Below are 14,333 nucleotides of genomic sequence, written 5' to 3'. Positions count from 1 at the left end.
AAACTTACCATATTGCCCGATAGAACCAGCCTTTACAGCAGGTGCCATAAGGAAGGAAAAGCACAATATGGATGAGCTTAGTCCTATCAAAGTATTAGGGCTGCTTAGATCTAAGCTAAGCAATAATTCGCATTTAGAGGTTACTGGCGAAGGTGCATATGTTTGGAGAGCTTCTTTTTCATTTTTTCCACCTGCAACTGTGGAGGATCTTGAGCGCTTAAAAAGCTATTGGAAGCTACCATCATCTTATGAGCAATTCTTGCTCTACTCGAACGGGGCAGAATTATTTATAGATGACAGGTATGGGCAATGGGGCTTTTCCCTTTATGCAGTGAATGACATTCTTATCAAGAATACACGCTGGCAAAGTTTATATGACGATTGGTCAAGTTCTTTTCTTGTTTTCGCAGAATGCCTGGGAGATACTGATTTACTTATATTAGATACTAACAGGCATTCTTTGTCACTTCCTAATGAATGTTATGTCCTTGATGGAGACACTGGTTACCCTGTTAAGACATGGCAAAAGAATATTATTGCAAAGAGTTTTGTACAATGGCTAGATCGCCTAATCGTCGCACAAGGCTCTAAATATTGGCATTGGATTTCACAATGATCAGCAGTGGCTTGTTTGTAACAATTGCACTCTTGAGCTCGCACTAGTAATAGACAATCGTTGACTTGCAAAAACGACCTATAGCAAACCAATAGCGTGGTTCTACATACTCCGGCTACATTGCACCTCAAAGGAAAAACCTTTATAGCACCTGCTGTAAAGGCTGGATATAACGCAAACAAAAGATTGTCAAATGCCAAGAATGTTGCTATCATGCCAGACATTTCTTCAAGGGGAGGATCTTCATGAGAGAGTATCAGGTAGCGATTAAGCGCACGATAGAGAGACCGTGGACCACTATGGAACCATTGCGTCTGGGAAATGTCCCAAAGGGCCTTGGGACGCCGACTTTCTACTGTACCGTTTCCTATAAGGAAGAACCGTATCTTGAAGAAGGACGCCATCCCGTGTTGTGTGTAAAGGCAAACTAAAGAATAAGCAGCGTGCTAAGAGCGACAGGCCCGTCCACAGCAGTTGACAGAACGAGAAATGTTGGCGCAGGCAGAACATCAGTGATCAGAAAAAAAGCCTCTGCGGGGGCGGGAAGTTACACAGGACATCTGCAAAGGCAACCTCCCCCCAAACCAGCCGTGTTGACTGGTTGCTTTGATCTCGCCACTTTGAGTAGCCAACCTTTAGCCGACCGGAACCTTGGGTAAGCGAATATCTTGGATCACAGCCCAGACAATGGTAAGGCAACTGGTTTCAGTGGTGAAGGCATCAATCTGATCCGTACGCTGCCTCACGTTGCTAAACAGGCTTTCAATGGCGTTGGTACTGCGAATGTAGCGGTGCATCACCTGCGGAAAGGCATAAAAGGTCAAGAGATGTTCTTCATCTTCACACAGGCTACGCATCGCTTCGGGATAGCGTTTCTGATACTTGGCTTTAAAGGCAGTCAAGTTCACCAAAGCCTGCTCTTTCGTCTCTTGCTGCCAAATGCCCTTCAGATCAGCCATGACCTCCTGCTGCTCTCGTTTGGGAATAGCGCTCATGATGTTGCGTTGCTTGTGAATCAGGCAGCGCTGACGAGGGGTTGCCGGAAAGAGGTCTGCAATCGCAGCGAGCAATCCATCAGCTCCATCTGTCACAAAGAGATCGATAGCTTTCACCCCTCGGTTGCGTAAATCTTGCAAGAGGCAACACCAGCCATCCAGGCTTTCTTCGCTACTTGCTCGGAAGGCCAGCACTTCGCGGCTTCCCTCCAAATCGACTCCTAGAGCCGTTAAAATCATGGTAGAGTCTGTTTGTTCCCCATGACGAACTGTGAAATGAATGCCATCCAAGTAGACAACTCTGTAGTGGGCAAGTAAAGCGCGTTCTCGCCACATTTCATATTGCTCAGTCAAACTCTGGTTGAGACGGCTGACTGCGCTGGCAGAAGGGGCAACTCCCATTAACTTTTCTGCCACTTTTCCCACCTTATGGGTGCTGGTGCCGCTCACAAACATCTCGGTCAGCGCTTCTGCAACCTGCGGTTCATAGCGATTGTAGCTTTCGAAGACCTGGGAGTGGAACTCTTCTTCTCGATCTCTGGGCACTTTGAGATCTTCGATGCGTCCAGTCGAAGTGATGAGATTGCGGGTGTAGGTGCCATTGCGATAGCCACGTCGTGTGGGAGTGCATTCGCCCCACGAAGCGCCAATGCAGCGTTCCAGCTCCTCAAGCATAGTCTGTTCGAGCAAAACCTGAACGGCGCTAACCGCCAGGTGACGTAAATGCTGACGAAAATCCTCCTGTTCTGGCATGACATTTGGGGGCTGTGGTGTTGAAGTCTCTGAGGCCGATATGATAGGCTTTTTCTTGGATGTAGGCATAACATGCTCCTTCTCGTGAATTGTGTGAATTGTTCTAAAGGAACTGTCTATGCCTGTAGTATCATCTCAATCTCTCCTTTTGAAAAGCCTCTGCTTCACACACAATTCGGTATGGTGTCCATTTACAAGCGTGGCTGATGATTGCAGGAGGAAAGCGGTAGCCTTTGTACTCAGGAGTGGTGGGGGGTATTTTCATGCAGCTATTTTAGCACAGTGTTCAGCTACGTTCCCAAGTTGACAATACCATGTGATATTTATGGGCGGATTGTCAAACTCGATATCGTACTTCGTAACAAGTCGTTGCAACTTCTCCATATCAGGAGCTGATGGTACGGGAAGAATGCGCGTCTGTGTCAGGGTTCCCATCTCTTCCACGAAACGGTCAAAGCTCAGTGTCCCTCCAGGGGAGGTGATGACGGGTATTTTGAGTGGGGTGTTTCCCTCCACTTTATAGGCGTGTGGAACGCCTTGTGGCAGGAAGACAGAAGTGCCGGTTTCGCCACGCCACGCCTGCTCTCCACAACGGACGCTGATTTCTCCTTCGAGCACATAAAAGGCTTCATCCTGCACATTCATCATTTGACGAAAACGCTCTTTTGCATGAACGGAAACAGGTGCAGGACACGCTGAGGCCAGGGCTGTTGAAGCAGCGCACGCGCCACGATCGTTCCCGAACCCGCTCCCAGGCCGGGCCCTGGATAGGTGCTGGCTCCGATCTGATACAGCTTGTGGATAGGTGTTTCATGCGAAGGGTGGTTCGGAAGTGGTCGCCAGAGATACGACTGATCGATCTGGCAGGAGCCAGAGTAGGGATCACCACCGACAAGATTGCTATTGGCCTGTTCCAGATCAGCGGGTGAGAGAACCACGCGCCGCAGGAGTGAGGAGCGCAGGTTAGCAATGTGGCGTTCCAGTACCGCCTGGATACGATCGGCATAGCGCTCACGCAGATCTTCTGTCCAGGCCCCATTTCCGACATCGACCTCGTTGTTCGCGTCACCCTGCGGATGCGTCGGCAATTCTTGCAACTGCAACCAGAGAATCCAACGCCCTGCAGGAGCACGCGATGAATCGATGGAGAGAGGTTGTCCACAGACAATGGTTGCCTCTGCTGGAAGCAGTCCGCGCTCCGCTTCGTTGACTGCCCGAGAGACACCGTTGAGTCCCGGCGTGATATGGATAAGAGGAGTGTGGAGGAGTTGGGGGACCCCATTCCAGCGCGGCAGCTCGGAAAGCGCCATGTGGATCTGCATCGCTGCCCGACCGTAGCGAAAGCGCCTGGCTGCCAGGCGAATGCCGGGGGGAAGTGCTGTCTCATCAAGAAGGCGGAGATAGAGTTGGGACGGCGTGACGTTGCAAATGACCGCGCGCCTGGCCAGCATCGTTTCTCCATTCACCAGACGAACACCGGTGGCCTGGCGCTGGCTCACCAGAATTTTTTCCACTTCTTGCCCGGTTTCACAGGTACCCCCATAATCACGAATGAGTTGGACCAGCGCATCGACCAGGCGTGCGCTTCCACCTCTGGGCACAGGCACTCCCCCTGCCTCCAAGGAGTAGGCAATGGTCTGGGTCATGATCCCCGACGCTGCGTCTTCAGGACCCAGACCAGTGTGAAGGACCCAGGGGGCAAACAAGCCCTGATGGACTGACGACGTAAAGGTCTCCTCCACCCACTGCCGGCATGTGGAAAGAACCGTGTGAGTAAATTCCAGCAACCCGCGCGTCTTCATCCGACGATAGGCTTGCAGTGCGTACCCAAGCCCGGCAGGCGACCAGAGTTCCGTCCCCAGAAGGCTGAAAATCAGATCTGCCCGTCTGGTGAAATCCTTGACAAAGTGGTCCCAGGCTTCTCCATCGCCAGGGGCGATGCGCTCCATCTCCTGGACATTGCGATCATGAGAGGTGTACAGAAAGGGAGAAACCCCATTGGGGTAAAGCGTTGCTGCCGCAAGATCCGTCTTGAGATATTCGAGTCCGCGTGCCTCAAGATCGTTTCTGAGGAGACGGTAGGCTTCAGATCCTGCGAAAAGAGGGTGCCAGCCGCTAAACACATCATGATGAAATCCAGGTTCCGTGATCTCAGCCGTCTGGATCGCCCCGCCAAGCCAGCTATTTTTCTCCAGGATGCAGACGTGCCATCCAGCCTTGGCGAGGAAAGCTGCAGCCACGAGTGAATTAATTCCGCTGCCAACGATTACCGCATCATACTCAGCCATGGAAAGACACCTCTTCTGACGTTGCTTTCTCCTTGAGAGAAACATGATAAATGACCGGAAAGGCAAAAGCTGCCTGCCCTCAAACACGAGTGCTTGACACCACTCATGAGTCCGGCCAGGAACGTGTCTGGGCAAACCGCTCCCCATCTGACCTTTTCCAGTGACACAGCCGTAAATGAAACCCTGAGCCTGGGCATTTCAAAGCTATGATGCGTGTCTTAGCGTATCACCTGGTAGACAACCGGGAGCAAGGCGACAAAATACTCTTTCCCTCCAGGGGTCTCGATGAGATTTCCACCAAACAACGCTCCATTGTCCTCGTTATAGGGATGGAGCACGACTCCTACAAGGATAACGGATGAGAGCAAGAGGCACACCGCTTGATCTCCCTGCATTCACCCGATCTGGAACGTGAGGGCAAGCAAACCCATGCCGCCCCTATCGCTCCGCGTGCAATGGGCCAATCGATCCTGCCTTTCTGCATCCAGGCGCTGTGACAACTTCTGACTCACAATCTGCTGCCTGAAGAATGTGTCTTCCTGGTTTTTGCCACGTCCATCTCTGATCCATCTCTCGTTCACCACAGAACGCATACGATAGCTTATCCACGGGAGATGTCTACATCAATGTATTTGATATTACAAATACGAGATTACGGTAAAAATTGGAAGTTTTGGACACGAAAAGCGTCCATCGTGACGAATATTATGGCCAAGTACTTGAGGAGAAAGCATCTTTTATATGTAAATTTGCTCATTTCATGTGTAAATTTGTACGCTTCATGGGAGAAATTTCGCACATTGCGTGGGAAGTTTCTCCCATGAAGCGTGCAAATTTACACTATGACCCTTTTAATTGCGGCTTCATCGTTTTGCTTGTGTTCTTCGACTACCATAGCTTCCTCCTACTTGTTCTGCATCTGTGCCATCAGATCCCAACCTATTCGCGCATTGGGGACAGTGAGTTGCCAGCTACTGACTGCTTTGAACAAACGATTGGAGATGCGTAGACTGCGGCTTATATCGGCATACTTGGCCCCCGTCATCAAGCGCATCAGCAGATCTGGCAGGGCCAGCAGACGTTTGCGACCGACAGCGTGAGCAAGGAGCGTGAGCATCTGTGCGCGCGTCACAGGCTCATCATCGACAATGTCATAGACGCCGGAAGGCACCGGTTCCGTCAACGCAAGCAGCAGAGCACTGATGGCATCCTGCAACCAGATTTGTGGGAGATAGCCAGCATGTGCACCGGGAAAAGCACCAATCCCTTTGCGCGCCAAGTCCAACATCTCCCAGCTTGAAGGCGCTTCCGGCCCGTAAAATGAGCCCAGACGCAGTGAGATCCCGCGGCGTCTGGTCGGATCGCTTGCCGCGAAGCGCGCCACGGCCTCCTCAGCCTCGACGGTTGAGGAAAGGGTCGCCGTTTTGACGGGAGTCGTTTGGGCATCCAACCAGGTATCGCCACTGCTTGGATAGAGAAAATCGAAGCTGGGATAAATGATCGTCTGGACCGTGCCCACGACCAGCGCGGCTTCGACAAGGTTGCGAGCGCCATCACGACGCAGACGATCATTTTCCAGCCAAGCCGAACTCCGCCCCATCTGCGTCGCGGAGGGGATTTTCGTCGCCAGGTGGTAGATGGCCTCGTGACCAGCCAATACCTGCTTGAGTGCCTCAACATCAAAGAGGTTGACCCGCACCGGATGCGCCCCTGCACGTCGCAAGCGCTCATCGCTCTCCTCAGTGCGGCTCATTGCCGAAACCGTGTATCCTGCCTCAACTAATCTAGGCACAAGAGATGTTCCAAGTACACCAGTTGCACCTGTTACAAAAATGTTCATCATATTGGGACATCTGATGGAGAAACGCTCACGCTTGTTGTTGGGGGGTGTGGTGTGTTATGGTGGTTCTTGTGCACAGGCATAGTCTTTTTCTCCTTGTTCTGCGAAGCAGGACAATGTAAAAAACAGTCTTCTATGCCTGTTGTATCACCTTTTCTCTCCTTCCTGCGATGGGCTCCCCTTTACACAACATTCGTTATGGCATCGACAAAAATACATGCTCTTCATTGCTTCATGTTATAATAGTATTTGCGTGTATGATCTCTCATTATGGATAGATGAAAACAAAGACACAGAAAAGGGATTTTGTTCCTATCTTATTTTTACCCCACATATTTCTGCCAGACAACTTTTTATTGCTCTTTCACACAAATTATCTTATTGGCAGAGGAAGGGGCAAAATATCAGGAGGAATGTATTGCATGGGCTGCTCAGTTTTTCTGTCATACGCATTAGAAGATCAATCTCTCTCACATGCATTGATCAAATCGCTGGCCGTACTACATTACACCTATCCCCTCTCTATTTGGAGCAGAAACGATCTTGTGCCAGGCACTGACACTCATACCCAATGCATGAATCAATTGATGGCGGCCGATCTCATTCTCCTACTGATAAGTCCCGATTTTTTCAGTTATGACCATTCCCATTTTGAGATGCAAGAAGCTTTGAAGCAATATGCTCAGGGGAAAGCCGTTATTGTCCCTATCCTGGCTCGCCCGGTCGTCTGGCAAGATACCCCACTCGGTGCGTTCCATCCACTCCCCACGAATGGAAAACCAATTACGCAGTGGCCGACACGAGATGCAGCATTTAACAATATTACCCAAGGTATCAAAGCACTCCTGCAAGACCAAAACAAGAAAAAGGAACAGTCTTGGGAAGGCTGGCACCATTCACAAAGTAATGGCGCCCAAACAGGCCTAGCCCCTGGACAACAAGAAAACATAGCGCCCCTGTACAACCTTCCCTTCCCACGCAATCCGTTTTTTACTGGACGTGAAGAAATTCTTTCGGCCATTCGCCACACGCTCCTTCAGGAGCAAACGACAGCAGTCGGGCAGCCATCAGCTGTCAGTGGCCTTGGCGGTATCGGAAAGACACAAATTGCGCTTGAATATGCCTACCGCCATCGACAGCACTACCGGTCGATATTCTGGGTGCAAGCCGATACCCCTGAACATCTCTATACAAGTATGCAGAGGCTGGCACATCAACTGAATCGTCCTTTCAGCAATGAAGAGGACCAGCACGCATCTATTCATGTTGTGAAACGCTGGCTGGAGACCCACAATGGCTGGCTTCTTATTATTGATAACGCTGATATACTGACGAGCCTGGATAATATGCTCCCTCAAAATCACCATGGCCATATTCTCATTACCACCCGCGAGAGCACCACAGGTATGATGTCACACCTCTTCAAAGTCGATACTATGAACATTAAAGAAGCAACACATCTTCTCTTGCGCCGTGCAAAATATCTTCAATCAGGTGAGTTACTCGAAAGTATTCCTGAGGCCGAACAAAAGATAGCACGAGAGATTGTCAGCGAGATGGGTGGGCTTCCTTTAGCAATTGATCAAGCTGGGGCTTATATTGAAGAGACCCACTGCAGTCTCTCGCGCTACCTAGACCTTTTCCATGCACACCAAATACAACTCTTGAAGCGACGTGGCAAACATCAGAAACAGCATCCAAACTCGGTCGCCACGACCTTCTCGCTAGCGTTCGCAAAAGTGAGAGAAATGCATCCACTTGCAACAGATGTGCTCAAATTTTGTGCGTCCTTTGCTCCCTTTGCTATTCCCATAAATTTCTTTGAACAGAAAGTCAAAGACTTAAATTCGCCACTATTTGACGTTTTCGCGAACCCGCTCGACCTGGAAGAAGCCATCTCGACCTTGCATTCCTTCTCACTCATACAACGCGACGGGAGAGAGAATACCTTAGAAATGCATCGCCTGGTGCAAGCAGTGATACGAGATGAAATGCCAGAATCGGAACAAATGCAGTGGGCAGAGCGCGTCGTGACTGCTATTGGAACACATATACTTGCAAAAAATAATAAAATCAATAAGATCTTTGATAAATTCACCATTTTACACAGTTTTGAGGCAGCAACTCATATCCTTGAATGGAACTTTGCTCGCATAGAAGCGATACCAGTACTCTACATTGCGGGACACCAATCAATTTATCTTGCAGGCTTTCACCAGGCCACCTCGTTTTTCAGCAAGGGGCTATCTATTTGTGATGAAATATTGGGAGATACTCATCTACTTTCAGTACAAATGTTGACAGGCCTGGCAATAACATATAAGCGTGGGAGAAATCATGAGCAAGCAATTTCTCTCTATGAGAGGGCATTGCAGGTGGGCCCAAAGATATTTGGAGAAAAAAGCCTTGATTTTGCAGAGATTCTTATGAGCCTGGCAGGGCTCTACAAAGATCGCGAAGAATATGAGAAGGCAGGCCAACTCTACGAACAAGTACACACTATCTGTAATGTTGTGGAGCACGAAAAGGTGCTCGAAAAAGATGATCTTGCCCTCTTGATCAATATTTACACCAATGTAGGAAATTTTTTTTTACGGCAACACAAGACAACTGAAGCAGAACCCTATCTCAAACAGGCACTCCACCTCCATCAAGAGCTCTTTGCACACAAAGATATCCTTTATGCATTTATAGTCAGTAACCTTGCAGAATTCTCCAGGCTACAAGGCAAAACTGCTGAGGCAATTGCACAACATGAAGAAGCTTTAGATTTACGCAAAAAATTGATAGGGGAAAAACATCCCGATATAGCAGAAAGTCTCTACAATCTAGGGACATTGTATGAAGATGAAAATAGAGATGTTGAAGCAGAGCGCTATTATAAACAGGCCTTAACGATCTACGAAAAGGCTTTAGGAAGCCAACATCTCACTCCTACCCTTGTAAAGAAAGTGCTCGCCTCTTTCTATAATTGTCAAAAACGTTATGAGGAAGCTAAGCCATTATTTCAAAGCGCTTTGGCCACCTACGAAACCATTCTTGGGGAAAAACATGCTAAAACCATGCAAGTCTTGCTCGATCTCGGATATCTCTACGAGCAGCAAGGAAAACACGAAGAAGCCATACGTGTCTATGAAAAAGGCCTGGCAGCAAATGGCAAAGACTGGGATCTAGAACACGAACAAACACAGCAATTTCTCAGCTGTTTATTACGCCTTTCCACAAAACAAGACGAAGAAGATACACTCAAAAAACTAGAAAATACGCTTCTTATCTTAGAAAAGATTATGGGTCCAAACCCATCCCAACTAGGGAGTCGTTGGAGCAGTTTAGGAATAGAATATAGCCAGAAAGGCGACTTTCTGCAGGCAGAGAAGTGCACGCAGAAAGCACTTACGCTATTTGAACAGATACCAGAAGGGTATCAAAGGGAAAGAGTTTCCTGTATTAGTAATTTGGGAACATTTTGTAGTAAACAGTGGGACTATAAAAAAGCAGAAAATTACTACAAAAAAGCAATTAAGATGTTACAACATCTGGAGTATCCGGGAAAATTGCATGATATGGCAAAGACGCTACATGGCATGGGAACGCTTTATAGAAATATGGAACGCTATACACACGCTGAATCTCTCTATTTACAAGCTATCGACATCTGGGAACAGCTAGCAGAACCGGATTATCAGAACATGGCTGATGCATATCATGGTCTTGGCTCCATTGCTTTTATACAGAACAACTATGCAGATGCAGAAGCATTTTTTCAAAAAGATCACGATTTGTGTCAGGAAAAACTGGGTTCAGACCACCCTGATACCCTTCAGAGCATAATGGCACTAGGCATCCTATCAATGCACCAAAGGAAACGTGCCCAGGGAGCAATACTGCTCCAAAAGGCTGTTAAAGGCTATGAAAAAGTATTGGGAAAGGACCATCCTAATACAGTGCAGTCACGAACTATTTGTACCAGGCTGTTGTCACAAGAGCAGTAATATTCTTCTTACGGTGGTGTAAATGACCTTGCGGATGTCTTCAAAAAAGGCAAACAACGGAATCACATGGCTCCAGCGCGTCGTCCAGAGCCTGCTGATACTCGGGTACTGTCGATCCCACTTCTCGGCGAAGAGATCGAGGTAAAGCTGCGCTTTGCTCTCGGTTGCTGCAGAGTAGATCAACTTCAAATCAGCTGCCACCTCTTTGCGTTGTTTGTAGGAGAATACTGAGCGAATTGCGTACCAGGTAAACCATGCAGAGCTGAGCACAAGGGCGAGGATAGAGCGTTTCAATGGCTTCAGGCAAGCCCGTGAGCCCGTCCACACACGCAATGAACACCCGTGCAGATAACAATCAAGGTTTTGGAGCTGTTCGTGATTTCTCTGCTAAAGATGAATACGCTTCATTCTTCTCTTCACTTCAGGTACTCTCCTAAAGCGGGTCAACGTCAGGGTCGCAACATAACACCGCTAGTTTCTTGTAACCCCGACTATTCTGAGTACAATAGTACATGTGCATTCTCGCATTCGCTTTTGTTTTTTAGGGATAAGGAGAGAGAAGAGGAGTGGATCCACTAAACAACTTGAACGCCTTTGCAGTATCGATCTTGCCCGTAGTCTTGGTGATCATGTTGGTTATGTTGGCATTTAATCAGCTCAACAAAGGCTGGTGGAAGTGCAGCGCCCCCGGATGCGACTTCCGAACAAGAAGCGAAGAGGAAGCGCTTGGACACCAGGCAAAACACGCGCAGCACAAGGCGGTATTTGAAGACTAACGTGACGAAAAGGCCCTCGCTCGCGGGCTAGGCTCACCAACAACAAAAGCATCGTGGCTTGGCCAAGCCACGATGCTTTTTCTCCTTGCAAGAGAATAATTGAGTAGGCAATTGCCAATGCATCTCATGTCCTAATTCTTCCATGCCAGCGCGTCCATCGTTGTATATCGATAAGAAGGAAGCAGTCAGAGATGTATAACGACCCAACCCAACCATATCAGACTCCACCACCTTCACCTTACAGACCACCAATGACGCCACCACGTCCTCCACGCCAGACTTTTGCGCCTTTGGCCTGGTATCGCCGCCAGAGCAAGAAGGCACAAGGCGGCATCGCGACACTGACCATACTCATAGCCGTGATGCTCTGTTGCACATGCGCGATGGCAAATGCCCATCCACCATCGGAGAATTCGCTTGCGGTACAGTCGACTAGCGCGCCCGCAGGGAGGATGCGATACACCCGAATCGACCTTATTCACCTGGGATGTGAATGTCTAATTGATTATCGCTCTCACATCTGAGCCCTGGTTTCGATCAGGGCTTTTGACACTGAGATTGAGAATGGCTTGAAAATCCCCTTAGTGCTACACTTCCTTTTCTTTTCCGCATGGTAAAATATTTATGAGCATTTTTACGATAGATCGCAAGCAATTTACTCCATATATTGAAGAAGGATGAGATGAGCCAAGGCACTTATAATGATCTCATTTCCCGTATTCACATACACTGCCAACAGATTGCCCAAGATGCGAGACTCGGTGTAGGGCAAGCCAGGAAAGCAAAGGATTACGTGAGATGGTATATCCCCCAACGTAAAACCTGTCTTGTGTTGAAACCTGAAGATGGCGAGCAAGAGCCAATCTTCGCCTTTCTACCAGCGACCGAACAGCAGGTCAGGGAAACGGAACAGCAGCTTGGCTTTCCGCTCCCACCACTGCTTCGCCTCCTTTATACCCAGATTGCCAATGGAGGTTTTGGGCCAGGCTTTGGGATCATCGGGGGAAAGGACGGTTACCCTGGTGTCGATCACGTTCCTGGAAATATTGCTCGCAGATATCAATGGGAAATCGACTTCGCTGATGCACTTAGGCAATGGGACAAGGGTGGGTGGGCCTCCTTGACGCCAGAGGGTCGGCAAGTCCTCTGGGAAGATGGGATTGGGTCGCAGGAACTGTGGGAATCTGGGCAACTTACTGACGACGAACCAGAAGGAGAGGAGATCCATCTTGCGGAAGAGGACTTAACTCCTCCATGGCCCAAGCACCTCCTCCCTCTCTGCGAGCATGGATGCAATATCACCACATATCTCTTCGCTGATACTGAGCAGGTTGTTCAGGGAATGCATAATCCTTATCTGGTTGTTGCTGCTTCGCTCGAAGAGTGGCTGGAGCGCTGGCTGGCTGGCGAGACTCTCCAATTGATGTAGCAAATGCACGATAAAGACAGGCCCCTTGTACCTCTCTGTTTAAAACCGGGGAAGACCTGCGCACATCCCTACTCAAAAGGCAGAATGTCAATCTCAACGAAGAGGAACTGACAGAAAAGCCTTGTTTCTCTGCTTTACCAGACATTTCAGAGTTTAGGTGGTTTTTCAGTGTCCTCTTTATTACAGACGTCCCAGGACGCTTCCCGGCCCTGGATATCAGAGCATGAACAGGGCTAGTGATGACATTTGGAAAGTACACGAGGCCATTATCCGATGGCCTCGTTCTGTACGTAAAACAAAACATTTTGTGGCCCGAAAAAGATAGAGGTAGCATTGTTCGGATGCAGCGTCTATAATGAGCTGAGATTACGCAGCAAGGAGGCAACAATGGGTGGCCCTGGAGCAAGCGTGCTGCTACGCGATGCGTTGACGAGGCATCAAGAAGATGCGTTAGAGGTCTGGCTACGATCTATTACGAGATCACTGGAGAAAGGAGATGAGGTATACGAGTTCTGGCTGAAAGAAGATGCATTTCCTGGAACAGTTTCTCATTGCCTCTTTTATCTTTCCGTAGAAGAGACAAAAGAGCATTGGGATGAGGATGAAAAAAGGCAGATCAAAGAACTGCTTGGTTACCTTCCTGAACAGTCCATCACTGTTTCTTCAGGCTGTAATCAGGATCATGATCATATCACCCTCGGCCAATTTGTGCTGCATCTGGGCAGGGAGTACGATGGGTTAATCAATATGGGAGGCGCAATCACGCCACCTCTCAAACCGGTGGACAGAAAACTCTGGGAAAAGTGGTTGGCAGAATCACCAGAGCGGGTGAGAGAGAGGGGAGAATATATGCAAGCGCAATTGAAAGCGTTGGAAGCCTCGCTGCCAGCAGGCAAAACGATGCAAGAATTGTTCTATGAGCAGCACTTTGATCCAGACTCACCGTTGAAGGTGATCCAGACGGACGTCGAAGCGAAATTTGGACCGGCGTATCCTCCGGAGTTAGATGTGTGGGCAAGAAAGCCTTCTTTGGAAGAGACGAGCGCATACGTAAGAGCCATGCCAGGCAATGTGTACGAGATCGAATATACCACAGCCTCTGACCATCGCTGGGTTTTGCATATTGTGGATGTGGCTTTTTTACAGGCGTGGATGAAGCATCCCCGTTTCCACATGATTAAGTAGTAGGCCATTGAGTATTCCGGTCCGTTCATACTCAATGGCTGTAATTCACCTCAGTGAGGGGACACCTATCTTGCAAATGCTACAGGAGCACCAGCCCCAGTTCCTGGGGCTCGACTATGACCTACCTGGTCTGAATGGTATCGAGATCTACGATCTGGTACACAGGCCCCCCGGATGGGCCGATCTCCCTGCCATCATGGTCAGTGCCAGCCTCTCCGAGCAAGCAATTCGCTACCGCAACATCCCAGGTCTGCACAAACCATGCAGTCGCGATGAGCTACTCCGGGCCATTGAACAGGCCATGAAGTAATACAACCCCGGCATCGCGATGCCAGCCGCCTTTACTCTCCCAAGAGAGCCTCCCACGCGACCGACATCTTCTTCTAAAAGATCTCCTACTATTCGCCCTTGACAACAATTTTCGCGAGACGCTACAATTCCCTCAAGCAATAGAAAGCT

13 protein-coding genes and 1 pseudogene are annotated in these 14,333 nt (G+C 49.0%); 6 read left to right on the top strand and 8 right to left on the bottom strand.

Features of this window, described 5'->3' with window-relative positions:
* Window positions 1–67: 67 nt before the first annotated feature.
* Window positions 68–616 (top strand): SMI1/KNR4 family protein, encoded by a 549-nt coding sequence (locus tag KTE_RS35215; protein WP_201390026.1) that lies wholly within the window; start codon window positions 68–70, stop codon window positions 614–616.
* Between the two features lie 635 nt (window positions 617–1,251).
* Here the strand turns inward: KTE_RS35215 and KTE_RS35210 are convergent.
* The 6 genes from KTE_RS35210 to KTE_RS35185 form a co-directional block, all read right to left on the bottom strand.
* A complete protein-coding gene (locus tag KTE_RS35210; protein ID WP_201390024.1) occupies window positions 1,252–2,433 on the bottom strand; it encodes an IS256 family transposase in 1,182 nt (393 codons plus the stop codon).
* Between the two features lie 192 nt (window positions 2,434–2,625).
* Window positions 2,626–3,012 carry a cupin domain-containing protein gene (locus KTE_RS35205; RefSeq protein ID WP_201390022.1) on the bottom strand — a complete coding sequence of 129 codons (387 nt, stop codon included), beginning with the start codon at window positions 3,010–3,012 and terminating at the stop codon, window positions 2,626–2,628.
* Window positions 3,009–4,652 carry an NAD(P)/FAD-dependent oxidoreductase gene (locus KTE_RS35200; RefSeq protein ID WP_201390020.1) on the bottom strand — a complete coding sequence of 548 codons (1,644 nt, stop codon included), beginning with the start codon at window positions 4,650–4,652 and terminating at the stop codon, window positions 3,009–3,011. Before KTE_RS35200 ends, KTE_RS35205 begins: the two co-directional genes overlap by 4 nt.
* 218 nt (window positions 4,653–4,870) lie before the next feature.
* Window positions 4,871–5,029, bottom strand: a complete 159-nt coding sequence (locus KTE_RS35195; RefSeq protein WP_201390018.1) for a hypothetical protein — start codon at window positions 5,027–5,029, stop codon at window positions 4,871–4,873.
* An 18-nt stretch (window positions 5,030–5,047) separates the two neighbouring features.
* A complete protein-coding gene (locus KTE_RS35190) occupies window positions 5,048–5,245 on the bottom strand; it encodes a hypothetical protein (RefSeq protein WP_201390016.1) in 198 nt (65 codons plus the stop codon).
* 311 nt (window positions 5,246–5,556) lie between these two features.
* The gene (locus KTE_RS35185; protein WP_201391083.1) at window positions 5,557–6,492 is read right to left on the bottom strand and encodes an NAD(P)-dependent oxidoreductase; all 936 of its coding nucleotides are present in this window, start codon (window positions 6,490–6,492) and stop codon (window positions 5,557–5,559) included.
* Window positions 6,493–6,770: 278 nt separating this feature from the next.
* Between KTE_RS35185 and KTE_RS35180 the strand changes: the two genes are divergently transcribed.
* Window positions 6,771–10,484: a tetratricopeptide repeat protein gene (locus KTE_RS35180; protein ID WP_201390014.1), complete on the top strand. Its 3,714-nt coding sequence runs from the start codon at window positions 6,771–6,773 to the stop codon at window positions 10,482–10,484.
* Here KTE_RS35180 and KTE_RS48170 read toward each other — a convergent pair.
* Window positions 10,470–10,809: pseudogene (locus KTE_RS48170) on the bottom strand (transposase). The gene KTE_RS35180 and the pseudogene KTE_RS48170 sit on opposite strands and share 15 nt — an antisense overlap.
* Before the next feature lie 241 nt (window positions 10,810–11,050).
* Between KTE_RS48170 and KTE_RS35165 the strand changes: the two are divergent.
* Window positions 11,051–11,260: a hypothetical protein gene (locus KTE_RS35165; protein WP_201390008.1), complete on the top strand. Its 210-nt coding sequence runs from the start codon at window positions 11,051–11,053 to the stop codon at window positions 11,258–11,260.
* A gap of 238 nt (window positions 11,261–11,498) precedes the next feature.
* Here KTE_RS35165 and KTE_RS35160 read toward each other — a convergent pair whose 3' ends face one another.
* Window positions 11,499–11,723: a hypothetical protein gene (locus KTE_RS35160; protein ID WP_201390006.1), complete on the bottom strand. Its 225-nt coding sequence runs from the start codon at window positions 11,721–11,723 to the stop codon at window positions 11,499–11,501.
* A gap of 330 nt (window positions 11,724–12,053) precedes the next feature.
* Between KTE_RS35160 and KTE_RS35155 the strand changes: the two genes are divergently transcribed.
* The 3 genes from KTE_RS35155 to KTE_RS35145 all read left to right on the top strand — a co-directional run bounded on the left by KTE_RS35155 (window position 12,054) and on the right by KTE_RS35145 (window position 14,184).
* Window positions 12,054–12,689 (top strand): SMI1/KNR4 family protein, encoded by a 636-nt coding sequence (locus KTE_RS35155; protein WP_201390004.1) that lies wholly within the window; start codon window positions 12,054–12,056, stop codon window positions 12,687–12,689.
* 387 nt (window positions 12,690–13,076) lie between these two features.
* Entirely contained in the window at window positions 13,077–13,874 is a 798-nt protein-coding gene (locus KTE_RS35150; protein ID WP_255553028.1) for a DUF6368 family protein, read from the top strand.
* 34 nt (window positions 13,875–13,908) lie between these two features.
* A complete protein-coding gene (locus KTE_RS35145; RefSeq protein WP_255553050.1) occupies window positions 13,909–14,184 on the top strand; it encodes a response regulator in 276 nt (91 codons plus the stop codon).
* Window positions 14,185–14,333 lie beyond the last annotated feature (149 nt).

Origin of the sequence: Ktedonobacter sp. SOSP1-85 (genome assembly GCF_016587415.1) — a bacterium.
GTDB lineage: Bacteria > Chloroflexota > Ktedonobacteria > Ktedonobacterales > Ktedonobacteraceae > Ktedonobacter.
Note: the sequence above shows the minus strand (reverse complement) of the source record. Positions and strands in the feature narration are given on the sequence as shown.

What these genes read in the sequence shown, in the direction of transcription:
- KTE_RS35150 (WP_255553028.1), top strand. Translation starts at nt 13,077, where the DNA reads ATGGGTGGCCCTGGAGCAAGCGTGCTGCTACGCGATGCGTTGACGAGG.
- KTE_RS35190 (WP_201390016.1), bottom strand. Translation starts at nt 5,245, where the DNA reads ATGCGTTCTGTGGTGAACGAGAGATGGATCAGAGATGGACGTGGCAAA.
- KTE_RS35145 (WP_255553050.1), top strand. Translation starts at nt 13,909, where the DNA reads ATGGCTGTAATTCACCTCAGTGAGGGGACACCTATCTTGCAAATGCTA.
- KTE_RS35210 (WP_201390024.1), bottom strand. Translation starts at nt 2,433, where the DNA reads ATGCCTACATCCAAGAAAAAGCCTATCATATCGGCCTCAGAGACTTCA.
- KTE_RS35200 (WP_201390020.1), bottom strand. Translation starts at nt 4,652, where the DNA reads ATGGCTGAGTATGATGCGGTAATCGTTGGCAGCGGAATTAATTCACTC.
- KTE_RS35185 (WP_201391083.1), bottom strand. Translation starts at nt 6,492, where the DNA reads ATGAACATTTTTGTAACAGGTGCAACTGGTGTACTTGGAACATCTCTT.
- KTE_RS35205 (WP_201390022.1), bottom strand. Translation starts at nt 3,012, where the DNA reads ATGATGAATGTGCAGGATGAAGCCTTTTATGTGCTCGAAGGAGAAATC.
- KTE_RS35215 (WP_201390026.1), top strand. Translation starts at nt 68, where the DNA reads ATGGATGAGCTTAGTCCTATCAAAGTATTAGGGCTGCTTAGATCTAAG.
- KTE_RS35180 (WP_201390014.1), top strand. Translation starts at nt 6,771, where the DNA reads ATGAAAACAAAGACACAGAAAAGGGATTTTGTTCCTATCTTATTTTTA.